General features: G+C 63.8%; 12 protein-coding genes and 2 pseudogenes. 5 read left to right on the plus strand and 9 right to left on the minus strand.

Annotated elements, in window-relative coordinates:
* The first annotated feature begins 336 nt into the window (after positions 1-336).
* The gene (locus GDH07_RS23650; RefSeq protein ID WP_022640297.1) at positions 337-1,107 is read left to right on the plus strand and encodes a ParA family protein; all 771 of its coding nucleotides are present in this window, start codon (positions 337-339) and stop codon (positions 1,105-1,107) included.
* A gap of 51 nt (positions 1,108-1,158) precedes the next feature.
* On the opposite strand, the gene trxC is transcribed toward GDH07_RS23650, so the two are convergent.
* Entirely contained in the window at positions 1,159-1,593 is a 435-nt protein-coding gene (gene trxC / locus GDH07_RS23655; protein ID WP_085595597.1) for a thioredoxin TrxC, read from the minus strand.
* Positions 1,594-1,819: 226 nt separating this feature from the next.
* On the opposite strand from trxC, the gene GDH07_RS23660 reads away from it, so the two are divergent.
* Positions 1,820-2,110: a type II toxin-antitoxin system HigB family toxin gene (locus GDH07_RS23660; protein WP_152899073.1), complete on the plus strand. Its 291-nt coding sequence runs from the start codon at positions 1,820-1,822 to the stop codon at positions 2,108-2,110.
* A 2-nt stretch (positions 2,111-2,112) separates the two neighbouring features.
* Positions 2,113-2,514: a helix-turn-helix domain-containing protein gene (locus GDH07_RS23665; RefSeq protein ID WP_152899074.1), complete on the plus strand. Its 402-nt coding sequence runs from the start codon at positions 2,113-2,115 to the stop codon at positions 2,512-2,514.
* A gap of 1 nt (position 2,515) precedes the next feature.
* Here GDH07_RS23665 and selO read toward each other — a convergent pair whose 3' ends face one another.
* The 7 genes and pseudogenes from selO to GDH07_RS32950 all read right to left on the minus strand — a co-directional run.
* Positions 2,516-3,979, minus strand: a complete 1,464-nt coding sequence (gene selO, locus GDH07_RS23670) for a protein adenylyltransferase SelO (RefSeq protein ID WP_152899075.1) — start codon at positions 3,977-3,979, stop codon at positions 2,516-2,518.
* A 69-nt stretch (positions 3,980-4,048) separates the two neighbouring features.
* On the minus strand, positions 4,049-7,375 hold the full coding sequence (gene mscK / locus GDH07_RS23675) for a mechanosensitive channel MscK (protein ID WP_022640302.1): 3,327 nt from the start codon (positions 7,373-7,375) through the stop codon (positions 4,049-4,051).
* A 69-nt stretch (positions 7,376-7,444) separates the two neighbouring features.
* Positions 7,445-9,187 (minus strand): potassium/proton antiporter, encoded by a 1,743-nt coding sequence (locus tag GDH07_RS23680; RefSeq protein ID WP_022640303.1) that lies wholly within the window; start codon positions 9,185-9,187, stop codon positions 7,445-7,447.
* Between the two features lie 166 nt (positions 9,188-9,353).
* Positions 9,354-10,226, minus strand: coding sequence for a methyl-accepting chemotaxis protein (locus GDH07_RS32935; protein ID WP_371857916.1), 873 nt, complete (start codon positions 10,224-10,226; stop codon positions 9,354-9,356).
* Positions 10,209-11,006, minus strand: a pseudogene (locus GDH07_RS32940) (MCP four helix bundle domain-containing protein); the annotation flags it as partial. The pseudogene GDH07_RS32940 and the gene GDH07_RS32935, both read right to left, overlap by 18 nt.
* A gap of 161 nt (positions 11,007-11,167) precedes the next feature.
* The gene (locus GDH07_RS32945) at positions 11,168-12,040 is read right to left on the minus strand and encodes a methyl-accepting chemotaxis protein (RefSeq protein ID WP_425502151.1); all 873 of its coding nucleotides are present in this window, start codon (positions 12,038-12,040) and stop codon (positions 11,168-11,170) included.
* Positions 12,023-12,793: pseudogene (locus GDH07_RS32950) on the minus strand (MCP four helix bundle domain-containing protein); the annotation flags it as partial. The pseudogene GDH07_RS32950 and the gene GDH07_RS32945, both read right to left, overlap by 18 nt.
* Positions 12,794-13,104: 311 nt before the next feature.
* On the opposite strand from GDH07_RS32950, the gene GDH07_RS23695 reads away from it, so the two are divergent.
* Positions 13,105-13,335: a hypothetical protein gene (locus GDH07_RS23695; protein ID WP_022640306.1), complete on the plus strand. Its 231-nt coding sequence runs from the start codon at positions 13,105-13,107 to the stop codon at positions 13,333-13,335.
* Positions 13,332-13,634, plus strand: a complete 303-nt coding sequence (locus tag GDH07_RS23700; protein ID WP_031320336.1) for a cell division protein ZapA — start codon at positions 13,332-13,334, stop codon at positions 13,632-13,634. Before GDH07_RS23695 ends, GDH07_RS23700 begins: the two co-directional genes overlap by 4 nt.
* A gap of 76 nt (positions 13,635-13,710) precedes the next feature.
* On the opposite strand, the gene GDH07_RS23705 is transcribed toward GDH07_RS23700, so the two are convergent.
* Positions 13,711-15,513 (minus strand): acyl-CoA dehydrogenase, encoded by a 1,803-nt coding sequence (locus GDH07_RS23705; protein WP_152899077.1) that lies wholly within the window; start codon positions 15,511-15,513, stop codon positions 13,711-13,713.
* Positions 15,514-15,605 lie beyond the last annotated feature (92 nt).

The raw sequence follows: 15,605 nt of genomic DNA on the forward strand, positions 1-15,605 counted from the left end.
CATCCCGCCCCTGCGGGCTTTCTTGACGTGGTGCGGCGCTGGGGGTGGCGCCTGGCCAGGATGACGCGTAAGCGCCAGTGGCGCGCATTATCCCGGTGCAACAGTCATGTAGCAAATAGCGGATGGGCTGCTGGTCGCAAATGAGAAGAATCTGCCGTGGGGCGAAAGCCCCTTCGCCACCATCGGCTGCCAGGGCCTTGTGCAGGCGCCTGGCAGCGGGGCTGGCGCAGTAGCCGACCGGTCCCGGGATAGCCGGCCGAACTTGTGTTGCCGAGGTAGCTAAGGGGCGGCGTCGGCTACTACACTCGGTGATCTTTGATACACGGAGGTCTAGCTATGCGGCGCGTGGTGTTCAATCAGAAAGGTGGCGTGGGCAAGTCGAGCATTGCCTGCAATCTGGCGGCGGTCAGCGCCAGCGAGGGGTATCGCACCTTGCTGGTGGACCTCGATGCCCAGGCCAACTCGACCCAGTACCTTACCGGCCTGACCGGCGAGGACATTCCCATGGGCATCGCCGACTTCTTCAAGCAGACCCTGTCTTCCGGGCCGTTCTCCAGGAAGAACCAGGTGGACATCTACGAGACGCCGTTCGACAACCTGCATGTGGTGACCGCCACGGCGGAACTGGCGGACCTGCAGCCCAAGCTGGAGGCCAAGCACAAGATCAACAAGCTGCGCAAATTGCTCGACGAGTTGTCCGAGGATTACGAACGGATCTACCTCGATACCCCGCCAGCCCTGAACTTCTATGCGGTATCGGCGCTGATCGCGGCAGATCGTGTGCTGATTCCCTTCGATTGCGACAGTTTTTCCCGCCAGGCCCTGTACGGCCTGCTGGCCGAGATCGAGGAGTTGAAGGAGGATCACAATGAAGAGCTCGAGGTCGAGGGTATCGTGGTCAACCAGTTCCAGGCCCGGGCCAGCCTACCGCAACAGATGCTCGACGAGCTGATTGGCGAAGGCCTGCCGGTGCTGCCGGTGTACCTGGCCAGCTCGGTGCGCATGCGTGAATCCCACCAGGCCAGCCTGCCGCTGATCCATCTCGACCCACGGCACAAGCTGACCCAGCAGTTCGTCGACCTGCACAACCTGCTGGAAAACGCCTGAGTTTCAAGCTGCCATGGGCGCAGGGCGTGACCTGCGCTTCATGGCGTCATCTCAAATCCCCTGGCTGCGCAACCAGCCGATCAACTGCGGCAAGGGCAGGGCGCCGCTTTGCCGGGCCACTTCCCGGCCATTCCTGAACAGGATCAGGCTTGGAATCGAACGAATGCCCAACTGTGCCGAAAGCTGCTGGTTGGCTTCGCTGTCGAGCTTGGCCAGGCGGCATTTGCCGCTCAGTTGCGCGGCGGCCTGCTGGAAGGTCGGCGCAAAGGATTTGCACGGCCCGCACCAGTCTGCCCACACATCCACCAGCAACGGCAGGTCGCCCTTGACCTGGCTGGCGTAAGCGCCCTGTTGCAAGTCAAAGGGTTTGTCCAGCAACACCTCGGCCTTGCAGCGCCCGCACCTGGGATGGTCGCCCAGGCGCTCGGCGGGGATGCGGTTGAGGCCGTTGCAGTGCGGGCAGGGGATCAGCAATGGGTCGGTCATGGGGGCTCCGGGTCAGTGGCCAATGGCATCTATCTGGAGTCGTGGCGCGGATTTATCAAGCCGAGGGGCGGTGGATGCATCCGCTCACATGTTGGAACCCTGTCCCTGGCCGCCTATCTCTTAGGATTGGGAGGGCATCGACCGCTGGTCTATTCATGATTATCGCAACTTGCGATTGACCGGCTTTCTGGCTAGCTTTCATAGCAATATGCGATAGGGACATTGCATGCGAGTGATCACTGCAAAACGTATATGGGAGGCCAAGGAGAAATGGCCGCAGTCAGCCAAGGCGCTGGATGATTGGTACCGACTGATCAAGAGCAATAGCTTTGCCGATTTCTCGGCAATCAAGGCCGTGTTCCCGGCTGTGGACAAGGTCGGTCCATTGCATGTCTTCGATGTTGGTGGCAACAAGCTGAGGTTGATTGCCGTCCTGCGCTACACCACCCAGAAACTCTATATCAGGTACATATTGAACCACCGTGAGTACGACCGAGGGCAATGGAAGGAGGGATGACAATGAGTGTGTTGATCAAGCAGGCGGCCGAGCACTGGCAATTCGTTGCGCCATTGCTACGCAAGCCTCGGACCGAAGAAGACTATGATCGACTGGTCCAGGCTCTGGATGAGTTGCTGGACCTTACGGGGGATGATGAGGCTCATCCTCTGAACAGCCTGCTGGAGATCATTGGTGACTGGATCGAGGCGTATGACCTCGAACACCGGCCTATCCCCAAGGCTAGTGGCATCGATGTACTGCGTTACTTGATGCGCGAGCACGGCCTGACCCAGAGCGACCTGCCCGGGGTCGGGGCGCAATCGGTGGTTTCCGAAGTGCTGAGTGGCAAGCGCCAGCTCAACCTGCGGCAGGTGCGCTGGCTGTCCGAGCGCTTCAAGGTGGCGATGGAAGTGTTCGCCTGACTCAGGACGAACAGCTGATTTCCAGGTGCTTGCCCCAGTCCGGCGGCCGCTTGGCGTAGCTGTCCATGCCGGCCTGCTCCTCGAACGGCCGGCTCAGCACCTGGTGCAGACGCCGCACTTCGCTGTAGTCGCCCGATTCCGCGGCTTCGATGGCCTGTTGCGCCAGGTAGTTGCGCAAGACATACAGCGGATTGACGGCGTGCATGCGCACCCGGCGCTGTTCCTGGCCCTGCTGTGGATCGCGGGCCACCCGCGCCACGTACGCCTCGGCCCAGGCATCGAAGCCCTTGAGATCGACGAAGTCGTCACGCAGCTGCGCCACGGCCAGCTCCGGCGCCGTGTCCCCCAGGCGGCGGAAGAACAGGCTGTAGTCCACGGCGCTGCCCTGCATCAGTTGCAGCAGTCGTTCCACCAGTTGCTGGTCGGCGTCCTCGGCATGGGTCAGGCCCAGGCGCCGGCGCATCAGGTCCAGGTAGTGGGCCTGGTACAACGGCAGGAACAGGCCCAGCGTTTCACGCAGGTCCTCGACCGCAATCAGTGGGGTCAGGGCCTGGGCCAGGGCGCTGAGGTTCCATTGGCCGATGGGCACCTGGTTGCTGAAGGAGTAGCGACCCTGGTCATCGGAGTGGTTGCAGATGAAGTGGGCGTCGAAGTCGTCGAGGAAGGCGAAGGGACCGAAGTCGAAGGTGATGCCCAGGATCGACATGTTGTCGGTGTTCATCACGCCGTGGCAGAAGCCATAGGCCTGCCATTTGGCGATCAGCTCGGCATTGCGCTCGACGATCTCGCGGAACATCGCCAGGTAGGGCTGGGGCTGGTCCCGGCAGTCGGCAAAGTGCTGGGCCAGTACGTGCTCCGCCAGCTGGGTGTGCTGTTCGGACTTGCGCGTGTAGTAGAAGTATTCGAAATGCCCGAAGCGAACATGACTGGGCGCCAGGCGCAGGACCATGGCGCCGCGCTCCTGCTTCTCGCGCCACACCGGGGTGTCTGAGCCGATCACGCACAGCGCCCGGCTACTGGGAATGCCCAGGGCATGCAGGGCCTCGGAAGCAAGGAACTCGCGGATCGACGAGCGCAGCACCGCGCGGCCATCGCCCATGCGCGAGTAGGGCGTCTGGCCGGCGCCCTTCAGGTGCAGGTCCCAGTATTGGCCGGCTGCGTTGCGTACTTCCCCTAGCAGCAAGCCGCGACCATCTCCCAGCTGGGGGTTGTAGGAGCCGAACTGGTGCCCGGAATAGATCATCGCCCGGGGTTCGGCCTCGGACCACAGCTTGTGCCCGCCGAACAGCTCGGCGAATACCGGGCTTTCGGCGACGGCGGGGTCCAGGTCCAGCAGGGCCATGGCTGCCGGGCTGGCCACCACCAGGCGCGGGTTGTCCAGGGGCTCGGGCAGCACATGGGTCGAGAAGGCGTCGCCCAGGCGGGCGAAGCGATTGTCGAAGGTCAGTTCGTCGAGGGCTTTCAACGGCCATCTCCCAGCAGAATGTCCGAGTATTCTGCTGGGCAAAGCCGTTCGCGTCGAGTTCGCCGGGCGTTAGGGTGCTGGCTTTTCCGGCGCTGGCGGGTCCTGGGGTTTCTCCGGGCCGATGGGCACCATCTTGTACTCCTGGCCTTGGAGGTTCTTGAGATAGACCTCCATCTGCCGGAACGAGATGTTGATGTGCTGCTTCTTGAACTCGCGGCTGATGAAGCGGTTGACCTCGTCGATCACCGGGTTGCGGTCGCCCAGTTCGCGCACGTGCATGCGCAGTTCGTGATCCAGGGTGCTCTCGCCGAAACTGAGGAAGTACACCTGGGGTTCCGGTTCCTTGAGTACCCGTGGGTTCTCCCGGGCGGCCTTGAGCAGCAGTTCCTTGACCAGGTCCAGGTCCGAACCGTAGTCGACGCCGAGTTTCAGGGTCACGCGGGTGATGGTGTCGGTCAGCGACCAGTTGATCAGTTGCCCGGTGATGAAGGTCTGGTTCGGGACGATGATGTCCTTGCGGTCGAAGTCGGTGATGGTGGTGGCGCGGATGCGGATCCGGCTCACGGTGCCCGACAGGTTGCCGATGGTGATGGTGTCGCCGATCCGCACCGGGCGCTCGAACAGGATGATGATGCCGGAAATGAAGTTGGCGAAGATCGCCTGCATGCCGAAGCCCAGGCCTACCGATAGCGCGGCCACCAGCCATTGCAGCTTGTCCCAGCTGACGCCGAGAGTCGACAGGGTGGTGACGAAGCCGACCCCGGCGATGGCATAGGAGAGCAAGGTGGTGGTGGCGTAGGCACTGCCCTGGGCCAGGTTCAGCTTGGACAGCACCAATACTTCTAGCAGGCCCGGCAAGTTGCGCGCCAGGGCGAAGGTGATGCCGACGATGATCAGCGCGCCGAGCAAGTCGCCGATGCTGATGGGCACCATGCTCATGTTGGCGCCGGTGCCGCTGGTGTACTCGTAGAGGGTCACCCGGTCCAGGTAGGAGAACACCGAGATCAGGTCGGCCCAGACCCAGTACAGGGCCACCATGAAGCCACCCAGCAGGGCCAGGCGGATCAGGCGCAGGGACTGTTCGTTGACCTTCTCGATGTCCATGGTCGGCTCTTCGACCACTGCCTCGCCACTTTCCCCGGCCTCCTTGGCCGCCTGGCGCTTGCTCAAGGCGCGCTGGTAGGCCAGGCGCCGCGCCGCGACGGCCAGGCCGCGCACGAAGGTGGCCTCGACCACCAGCCACAGCATCAAGAGGTACAGGGTGTTGATCAGGCGATCGCTGAGCTTCAGGGCGGTGTAGTAGAAGCCGAAGCACACGGCGATGAACAAGGCGATCGGCAGCAGGGTGAACAGCAAGCCCACGGCCTTGCGGAACAGCGAGGCGTTCTCGTGGGTCGGACTGCTGAGCAGCAGGCGACTGAGCAGCCAGGCCATCAGGGCATAGCAGGTCAGCACCACGGCGATGCCCAGTACATCCTCGGCCAGGGCCGCGGGTTGCAACTCGGCCACCGTGACCACCGCCACCAGGGCCAGGACTACCAGGCCCAGGCGGCGGATCCAGCCACGCAGGAACTCCACCTGGGGTTTCTCCCAGCGAAAGTGCAGTTCGGCCACGCCGCCGGGGGCCAGGATCCGATAGGCGGTGTAGAACACCAGCCAGGCCTGGGCGATCTGCAGCAGCGCTGCGCCCAGGGTGGCGTTCTGTCCCCGGGCATCGATCTGCAGGGCATAGCCGCATAGCGCCAGGCCCAGGGCCAGGGGCATCGCCAGCAGGACGTTGACCAGGATCGCCAGGGGCGTATGCCACTGGCTGTCACGTTTGAAGTGGCCGATATCCTTGTGCACCTTGCTCAGGCGCGCATACAGGCTCTTGCGTCGCCACAGCAGGGCGCCGATCAACAGCAGCAGGGGCAGGAACAGCAAGGGCTGCTGCACCAGCGCGTCGATCAGCTCGCTGAAGCTCGAGGCCCAGGGCAAGGTGGTGACCTGGTACTGCAAGCGATCGGGCACCTGGCGCAGCCATGCAGTGTCCAGTGGCTTGTTGCTGGGGATCCAGAACATCTGCTCGTCGAGGGTCGCCCGCAGGGTCTGGGTGGTGCTGAGCAGCTGCTTCTGGTTCAGCTGCAGGGTGATGGACTCATTGAGCAGCGCGCTCAACTCGCGGTTCAGGCGGTCCAGCAGGTCGACCCGGGTATTGGCCAGTTCCAGCAGGGTCTTGCGCAACTGCGGGGTGACCTGCTCGGGCGGCTGGTTCTTGAGCAGGTTGTCGACGTAGGCGGTGGGGCTGCTGAGCAGCTCGCGCTGCTGGCTGACCTCGAACTGGTAGAGGCGGATATCGGCGATATTGTTCGCCAGGTCGCGGTCGACCTTGAGCCGCGGCAGGGCCTGTTTCTGCTTGTAGAGGATCTTGGACAGCAACAGGCTGCCCTTGAGCACGCTGATCTGCTCGTCCAGCGCCGCGGCGACCTGGGTCACGTTGTCCAGTTGCTGCTTGGTCTGCAGGTTGCGCTGGGTCTGTTCGTTGAGTTGGTCGGTGAAGTGCAGCAGGTAGTCGGAGGCTTCGAGATTGATGGCGCTCTCGGTGGCCAGCAGGCTGCTGCCGCCGGCTTTCTGCGCTTCGATGGACTGCTGGGTGACCGTCTCCTGGGACTGGGCCAGGCGCTTCTGGTTGATCAGGGTCTGCAGGTCCTGGGTTTCCTGCTCCAGGCGCGCGATCTTTTCCACCAGCAGGTCGTGCTGGCTGCTGCCCAGGTCTTGCAACTGGCTGTTGCCTGCCAGTTCCTGGCGACGCAGCGGGATCAAGGCATTGATCGCCGCGAGCTCGGCATTGAGCAGGTTGCGCTGGTCGCTGCTCAGCAGCTTGCCGTTGTCCTTGCCCGCCTTGAGGATGGTGTTGATCTGCAGGATTCGCGTCTGGCCGTTGCTGATCTCGGCCTGGGCCCGTTCGGGGCGGGTCTGGGCGCTGATGGTCAGGCTGTTGGCCTGGGCCAGGGCTTTTTGCAGTTCACCCTGGGCGGTGGTGCGCTCGGCCAGCAGTTGCTCCAGCTGCGTCACGCTCAGCGTGGCATAGCGCTGGGTCACCGGCACCACCTTGCTGGCCTTGAGGCGTGCCAGCTCGCGCTGGTTTTCCAGGGTCTGGCGTGGAGCGTTGGCCAACTGCTGCTTGAGCTCCGGCAGGCGCTGTTCGTAGTCCTGCAGGTTGGCCAGTTGGTTCAGGGTGTTCTGCAAGACGGTCTGCAGGGCCTTCTGATCGACTTCCGACAGCTTGCGCTCGGCGATCTTGTCCAGGCTTTGCTGGACCGCCTCGGCGCTGGGCGGATCGCCGCCCTGTGCGGCGCCGACAGAGAGACTCAGGCCCAGCAGGGCAATGGCGAAAATTTTACGCAGGGTCGGCATAGGGATCGATCGAGCAAGCAAGTAGGAATAGGGGGAATGCGACGGCAAGAATCTGACGCGTTTCCGAGTTTAGAGGAAGAGTCCGGGGCCGGGGCGACTTCCTTCGGGGAATCTGACGCCGACTTTGCCGATCTTGTTCCCGTCCATCACCGCGACGGTCCAGGTGGTGTTGTTCCACTCCACCTGGTCGCCGACCACCGGTGCACCGCCGACCTTCTGGGCGATGAATGCCGCCAGCGGCATGTCCGCATCCTGGCCGTCGAGCTTGAGTCCGTAGAGCGCCGAGACCGCGCCCAGCTGGGCATCGCCTTCGAGGACGAAATCGCCGAAGAAGCGCAGGTCCAGGCCGCGTTCCGGGGCTTGGCTGAAGAGTTTGCCCAGGGCCGGGAGGTTGTGTTCATGGCCGATCACGCACAGCAGGTCGTCGGCCTCCAGCACCGTACTACCCGACGGGTGGAGCAACTGCTGGCCGCGAAACAGGGCGGCGATGCGCGTGCCTTCGGGCATCTTCAATTCCCGCAGGGCCGCGCCGATGCACCACTTCTCCGCGCCCAGGCGGTAGACGAACAGCTCCCACTCGCTGGTGACATGGACTTCCAGGGCGGCCCGGGAAATCGGTGCCGGCTCCGGCGGCACCGTGACCTTCAGCCACTTGGCCACCCACGGCAGGCTGGTGCCTTGCAGCAGCAGGGAGATCAGCACGATGAAGAACGCCAGGTTGAAGTACAGCTGGGCGTTGGGCAGGCCGGCCATCAGCGGGAACACCGCGAGAATGATCGGTACCGCGCCCCGCAGCCCGACCCAGGAGATGAAGGCTTTTTCCCGGCCATGGAAGGCCCGGAATGGCAGCAGCCCCACCAGCACCGACAACGGCCGGGCGAACAGGATCATCCACAGCGCCAGGCCCAGGGCCGGCAGGGCGATGGGCAGCAGGTCGTGGGGAGTGACCAGCAGCCCCAGCACCAGGAACATGCCGATCTGCGCCAGCCAGGCCATGCCGTCGAGCATGTGCAGGATGCCGTGGCGGCTGCGTACCGGGCGGTTGCCGATCACCAGGCCGCACAGGTACACCGCGAGGAAGCCGCTGCCATGCAGGGCGTTGGTCAGGGCGAACACCACCAGCCCGCCGGCGATCACCAGGATCGGGTACAGGCCATTGGCCAGGTGGATGCGGTTGACCAGTTGCAGCATCAGCCAGCCGCCGCCGAGGCCGATCACCGCGCCAATGCCGAATTCGCGGATCAGTTCCACCAGCAGACTGAAGTGCAAGCCGGTATGGCCATTGGCGAGCATGTCGATCAGGGTCACGGTGAGGAACACCGCCATCGGGTCGTTGCTGCCGGACTCGATCTCCAGGCTCGCGGTCACCCGCTCGTTGAGGCCCTTGCCTCCCAATAGCGAGAACACCGCCGCGGCGTCGGTGGAACCGACGATGGCGCCGATCAGCAAGCCCTGGATCAGGTTGAGGTCGAACAGCCAGGCCGCGGCCATGCCGGTCAGCCCGGTGGTGATCAGCACTCCTACCGTGGCCAGTGACAGCGCCGGCCACAGGGCCACGCGAAAGCTCGCGACCCGAGTGCGCAAGCCGCCGTCCAGGAGGATCACTGCCAGGGCCAGGTTGCCCACCAGGTAGGCGGTCGGATAGTTGTCGAAGATGATCCCGCCGCCGTCGACGCCGGCGGTCATGCCCACGGCAAGGATGATCACCAGGATCGGGATGCCCAGGCGGGAAGAGAGGGAGCTGACCAGGATGCTCGCACCTACCAGCAACGCGCCGATCAAGAACAGGCTGTTGATGGTCGTCGCATTCAAAGGCAGTACTCCAGAGCGGAAAAGGCGGGCGCGAACTGACCATGCAGTCTGCGTGCCATCGATTCTAACCTGCTGAAATGTGCCGCTGTCAAAAGCTTTTCATGGCAGCGACGCAGGCCCCGGCGGACGGTATCCGTCGGGGCTTTGGCCGGGTTTGCGAAGGCCTTCAGAGGTTGAAGCGGGCGACCATGCTGTTGAGGTCCACGGCCAGGCGCGACAGCTCGTTGCTGGCTGCACTGGTCTGGTTGGCGCCAGTGGCCGATTGCACCGACAAGTCGCGGATGTTCACCAGGTTGCGGTCCACTTCGCGGGCTACCTGGGCCTGCTCTTCGGCGGCGCTGGCGATCACCAGGTTGCGCTCGTTGATTTCGATGATCGCGCTGTTGATGGTGTCCAGGGACAGGCCGGCGCCCCGGGCGATGTTCAGGGTCGACTCGGCGCGCTCGGTGCTGTTGCGCATGGAGTCCACGGCCTGTTCGGTACCGTTCTGGATGCTGCCGATCATGCGTTCGATTTCGCTGGTGGACTGCTGGGTGCGGTGGGCCAGGGCGCGGACTTCATCGGCGACCACGGCAAAACCACGTCCGGCCTCGCCGGCACGGGCGGCCTCGATGGCGGCGTTGAGGGCCAGCAGGTTGGTCTGGTCGGCCAGGCCACGGATCACGTCCAGGACCTTGCCGATGTCGCGGGATTCGTTGGCCAGGTCGCCGATCAGGCTGGCGGTGTCTTGCACGTCGCCGCTCATGCGTTCGATGGCGGCCACGGTTTCCTGTACCAGGTCGCGGCCGTCGCCGGCCGAGGCGGTGGCGTTCTTCGAAGCTTCGGAAGTGCTGACGGCGTTGCGCGCCACCTCTTCCACGGCGCTGGTCATTTCGTTGACCGCGGTGGCGGCCTGCTCGATCTCGTTGTTCTGCTGGGTCAGGCCGCGAGCGCTTTCCTCGGTGACGCTGTTGAGTTCCTCGGCGGCGGAGGCCAGTTGGGTGGCGGAGCCGGAGATGCGCTGCAGGGTGTCGCGCAGTTTTTCCTGCATCTTGGCCATGGCCCGCAGCAAGCGGCCGGCTTCATCGCTACCGTCGGCCTGGACCGGGCGGGTCAGGTTGCCCTCGGCGATCTCCTCGGCGGCTTCCAGGGCCTTGGCGATCGGTTGGGTGATGCTGCGGGTCAGCAGCCAGGCGAACAGCAGGGTCAGGCCAGTGGCCAGCAGCAGCAGGACCACCACCAGCTTGACCGCGGCCGAATACTGCTCGGCGGCCTGGCGGTTGGTGTCCACCGTCTGCTGGGTGTTGATCTCCATCAGGCGGTTGAGCACGGTGTTGACCGCCTCGGAGTTGTTCAGCAATTCGGTATTGAGCAGGTTGCGCAATTCATCCACCTGGTTGTTGCGCGACAGGCTCTTCATCCGCTCTTCGATCTGCCGGTACTGGCCCAGCAGCTGGATGTACTGGTCATAGGCGGCTTTTTCCGCCGGGCTGGTAATGAGCTTTTCATAGGTGGTCTGGGCCGTGCGGATCTGCTGGTTGCGCATATCCAGCAGTTCCATGGTCTTTTGCTGGACATCCGGCTCGCGGTTCACCAACAGGCGATAGGACAGCACCCGCAGGCGCAGGGTCAGCTGGGTGAACTCGTCGAGGCTCTGGATGCTCGGCACGCTGCTCAGGGTGATGTCTTCGGCGGCGCCACGGATCTTGCTCATCTGGTTCAGGGCGAACACCCCGAGGATCAGCATCAAGCCGCCGATCATGGCAAAACCGAGGAAGGCCCGCGGAGCGATATTCATATTACGAAGGGACATGATAGGTACCAGGAAGAGCGCATCCATGCGGGGCTTGAGACTGATCTACCGTGACTTATCGGTCGTACGACTAAAGTCTTGAGTCCTGTCGTGGATTTCAGTCTCGCGCGGGTGTCGCGGATGGCTCTTGTGCTGGTCGTTCATTCCGGGCCCGGCCTGCCAACAGGGGCGGAGCCGAGGGCGTCGGATCAGAGGCGGAAGCGCGCCACCAGGCCGTTCAGGTCCACGGCCAGGCTGGCCAGTTCATTGCTGGCGGCGCTGGTCTGGTGGGCGCCGGTGGCCGATTGCACCGAAAGATCACGGATGTTCACCAGGTTGCAATCCACTTCCCGGGCTACCTGGGCCTGCTCTTCGGCGGCGCTGGCGATCACCAGGTTGCGCTCGTTGATCTGGATGATCGCGCTGTTGATGGTGTCCAGGGACAGGCCGGCGCCCCGGGCGATGTTCAGGGTCGATTCGGCGCGCTCGGTGCTGTTGCGCATGGAGTCCACGGCCTGTTCGGTGCCGTTCTGGATGCTGCCGATCATGCGTTCGATTTCGCTGGTGGACTGTTGGGTACGGTGGGCCAGGGCGCGGACTTCGTCGGCGACCACGGCGAAGCCGCGTCCGGCCTCGCCGGCACGGGCGGCCTCGATGGCGGCGTTGAGGGCCAGCAGGTTGGTCTGGTCGGCCAGGCCACGGATCACGTCCAGGACCTTGCCGATATCCCGGGACTGATTGGCCAGGTCGCCGACCAGGCTGGCGGTGTCCTGCACGTCGCTGCTCATGCGTTCGATGGCGGCCACGGTTTCCTGCACCAGGTCGCGGCCGTCGCCGGCCGAAGCGGTGGCGTTCTTCGAGGCCTCGGAAGTGCTGACGGCATTGCGTGCCACTTCCTCCACGGCGCTGGTCATTTCGGTGACCGCGGTGGCGGCCTGCTCGATCTCGTTGTTCTGCTGGGTCAGGCCACGGGCGCTTTCCTCGGTGACGCTGTTGAGTTCCTCGGCCGCGGAGGCCAGTTGGGTGGCGGAACCGGAGATACGCTGCAGGGTGGTGCGCAGGTTCTCCTGCATCTTGGCCATGGCCCGCAGCAGGCGGCCAGCCTCATCGTTGCCATCGACCTGGACCGGGCGGGCCAGGTTGCCCTCGGCGATCTCCTCGGCAGCTTCCAGGGCCTTGGCGATCGGCTGGGTGATGCTGCGGGTCAGCAACCAGGCGAACAGCAAGGTCAGGCCGCTGGCCAGCACCAGCAGTGCCACCACCAGGTCGAAGGCGTTGTGGTACTGCCTGGCCGCCTCCTCGGCGGCGGCGGTGGAGTAGCGGGTATTGATCTCCAGCAGGCGGTTGAGGGTGCTGTTGATCGCTTCGGCGCTGTCCATCAATTGCTCGTTGAGCAACGCTTGCATGGCCTCCAGCTGGCCGTTGCGCGACAGTTCGATCAACTGGCTCTCCAGTTGGCGATGATGGGTCAGCGCCTTGATGTATTCGGCGTAGGCGGCACGCTCTTCGGGGAGGCTGATCAGGGCTTCGTAGCGCGGGCGGATATCGTCGATCTCCTGGTTGCGCTTGACGATGGTCTCCAGTGCCCTTTGCTGGGCCTCGGCGTCGCGATTGACCAGCAGGCGATAAGCATTGACCCGCAGGCGCAGGCTCAACTGGGTGAAGTCATCGACGCTCTTGATGCTGGGGAGGGTGTCTTGGGTGATCAGCTCGGTGGCCGCGTGGATCTTGCCCATCTGGTTCAGCGCAAAGACGCCGAGAAACAGCATCAGGCAGCCGATCAGGGCGAACCCGAGGAAGGCCCGCGGGGCGATGTTCATGGTGCGCAGGGACATTGTTTTCACCTGTGTGAAGCGCGGTTGGCGCTTTGGGAAAATGGATGAGTACCTGGCTATCGCGTGGGGAAAATGCTTCTTGAATCGCCAAAAGCGGTTTCGGAAATTTCCACTGGCTTGTCCGATTTTTCGGGAAAAGTCCTGGTCTCCGACCGGGGGTCAGGAACCCCAGGGGAGAATGACAGTCTCTAGCAGCTCTCGCGGAAGGGTCATCGCCAGTAAAATCAAGGCTTTGCGCCTGGATAACCCTGGCATCCAGGGTGACTTTTCTTTATCGTACGCGCCCTTTGCAAAAAGCCCGGAAGATCAAAATGTTGGAAGCATCCCTCAGCCAATTGGAACAGCTGGTCAGTGACCTGGTGGTACAGAACCAGGAGCTGCTCGGCACTAACGAAGCCCTCAAGGCACAACTGGCCCAGGCCAGGGACGAGAACGAAAGCCTGCAGCTGAACCTGATGGAGCAGGAAGAGAAGCACGGCGCCACCGCTGCCCGCATCCAGGCCCTGGTTGAGCGCGTCACTGCGAGCCCGGCCAATCCATGAGACATCACAGCGATGGAGTGAGAGTGGTCTCGATCCTCGGCGAGGACTATTCGCTCAAGGCGCCGGCCGGACAGGAGCAGGTCCTGATGGATGCGGTGCAGATGCTCCAGGCCGCCCTGGCCGATACCAAGAAGAAGTTCCCGACCCTGATCGGCGAGCGCCTGCTGGTACTGGCGGCGATGAACCTGTGCTCGCAGCAGTTGGAGATGCAGAAGCGCCACGAGCAGGAGCTCGAGCGCTATCAGGAACAGGTGAGCGCCACGGTCGACGTGATCGCCAAGACCATCCAACAGAACTGATCCCGCTGAGCCGCCTCAGCCCGTTGCGGCTGGAGTCACGCAATGGCCCCGACGCGCTTGCCGGGGCCCGTGGCGCTCAGAACCACTCGTCGCGCATCGCCAGGCAGGTATCGTCCCGGGCCTCCAGGAGCTTCAGCTCATGCTCGCAGCCCGGCACTTCCCAGGTGAGGAAGTAACGCGCAGCCTGCCGCTTGCCCAGATAGAAATCCCGATCCGCCGCATCTCCCCGGGCCAGGCCTTCCTCGGCGCGGATCGCCTGCTCCAGCCAGCGCCAGCCAATCACCGCATGGCCGAAGGCTTTCAGATAGAGCGCCGAGTTGGCCAGGGTCGCGGTGACCTTGCCAGTGGCCAGGTCGCCCAGTAGCCCCAGGGTCACGGTTTGCAGGCGCGCCACCAGTTGTTCCAGGGGCTGGCGCAGGGCGTCCAGGCTGGAGTGGGCCTGGGAGCGCCCGCAGGTCTCGATGATCAGGCGGATCAGGCGCTTGAGCCCCGCGCCGCCATTCTGTGCCAGCTTGCGCCCCAGCAAGTCCAGGGACTGGATACCGTGGGTGCCCTCATGGATCGGGTTCAGGCGGTTGTCGCGGTAGTACTGCTCCACCGGGTACTCGCGGGTGTAGCCATGGCCGCCGAGGATCTGGATCGCCAGTTCGTTGGCCTTGAGGCAGAACTCCGAAGGCCAGGACTTGACGATCGGGGTCAGCAGGTCCAGCAACTCGTGGGCCTGCTGGCGTCCGGCTTCATCGTCCAGGGTGGTGGTGTCGTCGAATAACCGGGCCGCGTACAGGCCCAGGTCGAATGCGCCTTCGACATAGGCCTTCTGGGTCAGCAGCATCCGGCGCACGTCGGCGTGCTGGATGATCGCCACCTGGGGCGCGCTCGGGTCCTTGCCATCTGGCAGGCGCCCTTGAGGGCGCTCACGAGCGTACTCCAGGGAGTAGAGGTAGCCGGCATAGCCGAGCATCACCGCACCCATGCCAACGCCGATGCGCGCCTCGTTCATCATCTGGAACATGTAGGACAGGCCCGCATGGGGTTTGCCCACCAGATAGCCGACGCATTCGCCGTTATCGCCGAAGTTCAGCGCAGTCGAAGTGGTGCCGCGATAGCCCATCTTGTGGAACAGGCCGGCCAGCAGCACGTCGTTGCGCTGGCCCAGCGAGCCGTCGGCGTTGACCAGGAACTTGGGCACGATGAACAGCGAGATGCCCTTCACTCCGGGGGGCGCATCCGGCAGCTTGGCCAGCACCATGTGCACGATGTTCTGCGCTAGCGAGTGGTCGCCACCGGAGATGAAGATCTTGTTGCCCTTGATCCGGTAGCTGCCGTCGCCGGCCGGTTCCGCACGGGTGCGGATATCCGCCAGCGACGAGCCGGCATGGGGCTCGGTCAGGGCCATGGTGCCGAAGAAGCGACCGTCGATCATCGGCTGCAGGAAGCGCTGTTTCTGCTCCTGGCTACCGAAGCTCTCGATCAGGTTGGCTGCGCCCATGGTCAGGAAGGGGTAGGCGGAGCTGCCGACGTTGGCCGCCTGGAAGTGGGCGAAGCAGGCCTGGGACAGCAGGGTTGGCAACTGCATGCCGCCGGCCTCGAAGTCGCGGGTGGCGTTGAGGAAGCCGGCCTCGAGAAAGGCGTCCACCGCCGGTTTCACCTCGGGGATCAATACCGCCTGGCCGTTTTCATAGCGCGGTTCGTGCTCGTCGCCCTTGCGGTTGTGCGGGGCGAAATACTTCTCGGCGATGCTGCGGGCGGTGCCCAGGGCGGCGTCGAAGGTTTCGCGATTGTGTTCGGCAAACCGTTCGCGCTGGGTCAGGCCCTCGGCATCGAGCACCTCATACAGTTCAAAAGCCAGATTGCGGGAACTGAGCAAGGTCTCGGACATGGCGGCTTACCTGTTGATTGAGGAAATGAGCCGAGTCTAGACCTGTGAATGAAGGTCGGATAGGAAGATTGATAGGCGTGATGAAGCAGGAG

It is taken from the genome of Pseudomonas piscis, from assembly GCF_009380155.1.
Taxonomy (GTDB): Bacteria; Pseudomonadota; Gammaproteobacteria; order Pseudomonadales; family Pseudomonadaceae; genus Aquipseudomonas; species Aquipseudomonas piscis.

Coding starts and splice junctions, on each gene's coding strand:
- trxC (WP_085595597.1), bottom strand. CDS start 1,593: ATGACCGACCCATTGCTGATCCCCTGCCCGCACTGCAACGGCCTCAAC.
- GDH07_RS32945 (WP_425502151.1), bottom strand. CDS start 12,040: ATGGCCAAGATGCAGGAGAACCTGCGCACCACCCTGCAGCGTATCTCC.
- GDH07_RS23660 (WP_152899073.1), top strand. CDS start 1,820: ATGCGAGTGATCACTGCAAAACGTATATGGGAGGCCAAGGAGAAATGG.
- GDH07_RS23705 (WP_152899077.1), bottom strand. CDS start 15,513: ATGTCCGAGACCTTGCTCAGTTCCCGCAATCTGGCTTTTGAACTGTAT.
- GDH07_RS23665 (WP_152899074.1), top strand. CDS start 2,113: ATGAGTGTGTTGATCAAGCAGGCGGCCGAGCACTGGCAATTCGTTGCG.
- GDH07_RS23650 (WP_022640297.1), top strand. CDS start 337: ATGCGGCGCGTGGTGTTCAATCAGAAAGGTGGCGTGGGCAAGTCGAGC.
- mscK (WP_022640302.1), bottom strand. CDS start 7,375: ATGCCGACCCTGCGTAAAATTTTCGCCATTGCCCTGCTGGGCCTGAGT.
- GDH07_RS32935 (WP_371857916.1), bottom strand. CDS start 10,226: ATGGCCAAGATGCAGGAAAAACTGCGCGACACCCTGCAGCGCATCTCC.
- GDH07_RS23695 (WP_022640306.1), top strand. CDS start 13,105: ATGTTGGAAGCATCCCTCAGCCAATTGGAACAGCTGGTCAGTGACCTG.
- GDH07_RS23700 (WP_031320336.1), top strand. CDS start 13,332: ATGAGACATCACAGCGATGGAGTGAGAGTGGTCTCGATCCTCGGCGAG.